This window comes from Campylobacter sp. 2018MI10, assembly GCF_018501175.1.
Taxonomy (GTDB): domain Bacteria; phylum Campylobacterota; class Campylobacteria; order Campylobacterales; family Campylobacteraceae; genus Campylobacter_E.
In genome coordinates this window covers 1-240 of sequence record NZ_JAHCZD010000156.1, presented here as the reverse complement: position 1 = coordinate 240, position 240 = coordinate 1, and the positions used below count along the sequence as shown (strand labels likewise).

At 45.8% G+C, this 240-nt stretch carries 1 rRNA gene; it reads right to left on the bottom strand.

From position 1 onward, the window contains the following. Positions 1-240: ribosomal RNA gene (locus KJR01_RS10125) — 23S ribosomal RNA — on the bottom strand; the annotation flags it as partial.

Below are 240 nucleotides of genomic sequence, written 5' to 3'. Positions count from 1 at the left end.
CATTAATTATCGCTACTCATGCCTGCATGCTCACTTCTATACGCTCCAACGCTCCTTACCGGTACATCTTCAACGCCTATAGAACGCTCTCCTACCACCCAAGCTAGGCTTGGGTCTACAGCTTCGGTACTTATTTTAGCCCCGTTATATTTTCCGCGCAAAATCACTAGACCAGTGAGCTATTACGCTTTCTTTAAAGGATGGCTGCTTCTAAGCCAACCTCCTGGTTGTTAAAGTAAC